Annotated in this window: 1 protein-coding gene; it reads left to right on the top strand. The window is 37.6% G+C overall.

The window, feature by feature from the left end:
- Positions 1 to 87: 87 nt before the first annotated feature.
- Positions 88 to 836: Rpn family recombination-promoting nuclease/putative transposase (locus IM753_RS12800; RefSeq protein ID WP_194109448.1), on the top strand; the 749-nt coding region annotated here is incomplete at its 3' end.

Here is an 836-nt window from a genome sequence, read left to right as displayed (position 1 = left end):
CTTTACATCCCATGTATAGCAATCCCATTCATTATCAGCTATAATGACATCTCATCCCCCCTTTTTTTTGGCTTATGGTAAGATACGATGAGTGCAGTATACATCAATCCCTATACAGACTTTGGCTTTAAAAGATTATTTGGCAGTGAAGCAAGCAAACCTTTTTTGATAGATTTTTTAAACAGCATTTTACCACCCCATCATCAGATTGCTGAGCTGGCATTTAAAAATACCGAACAGCTGGGTTTAACACAAAATGACCGCAAAGCAATCTATGATATTTATTGCCACAGCACCACAGGCGAGCAGTTTATTGTGGAATTGCAACGCATCAAACAAGAATTCTTTAAAGATCGTACCTTATACTATGCCACCTTCCCCATTACCGAACAAGCCAAAAAAGGCAAAGACTGGGGATATCAGCTAAGTGCTGTATATTGCATCAGTATTTTGGACTTTTATTTAGACATCATCTCTTCTGATGTGATACACACCATACAGCTAAAAAATCAGCACAATCAGGTGTTTTATGATAAATTAACATTCATCTATCTTGAGATGCCAAGTTTTAACAAAACCCAAAATGAACTGACAACCCATCTGGATAAATGGTTATTTTACCTAAAAAACCTCAAGGACTTACAAATGATACCCAATGTTTTTAAAAATGACACTTTATTTCAACAAGCCTTTGAACAAGCCAAAATTGCAAACATGAACCGAGAAGAATGGGCAAGATATGAACACAGCCTAAAAACTTACCGAGACAATACAGCAGCAGATGCTTATTTGGCCAAAGTGTCCTGGCAAGAGGGGCGAGATGTGGGGTTGAAACA

It is taken from the genome of Moraxella sp. K127 (assembly GCF_015223095.1).
In the GTDB taxonomy this organism is placed as follows: Bacteria; Pseudomonadota; Gammaproteobacteria; order Pseudomonadales; family Moraxellaceae; genus Moraxella.
This window is presented reverse-complemented; position numbering and strand designations above follow the sequence as displayed.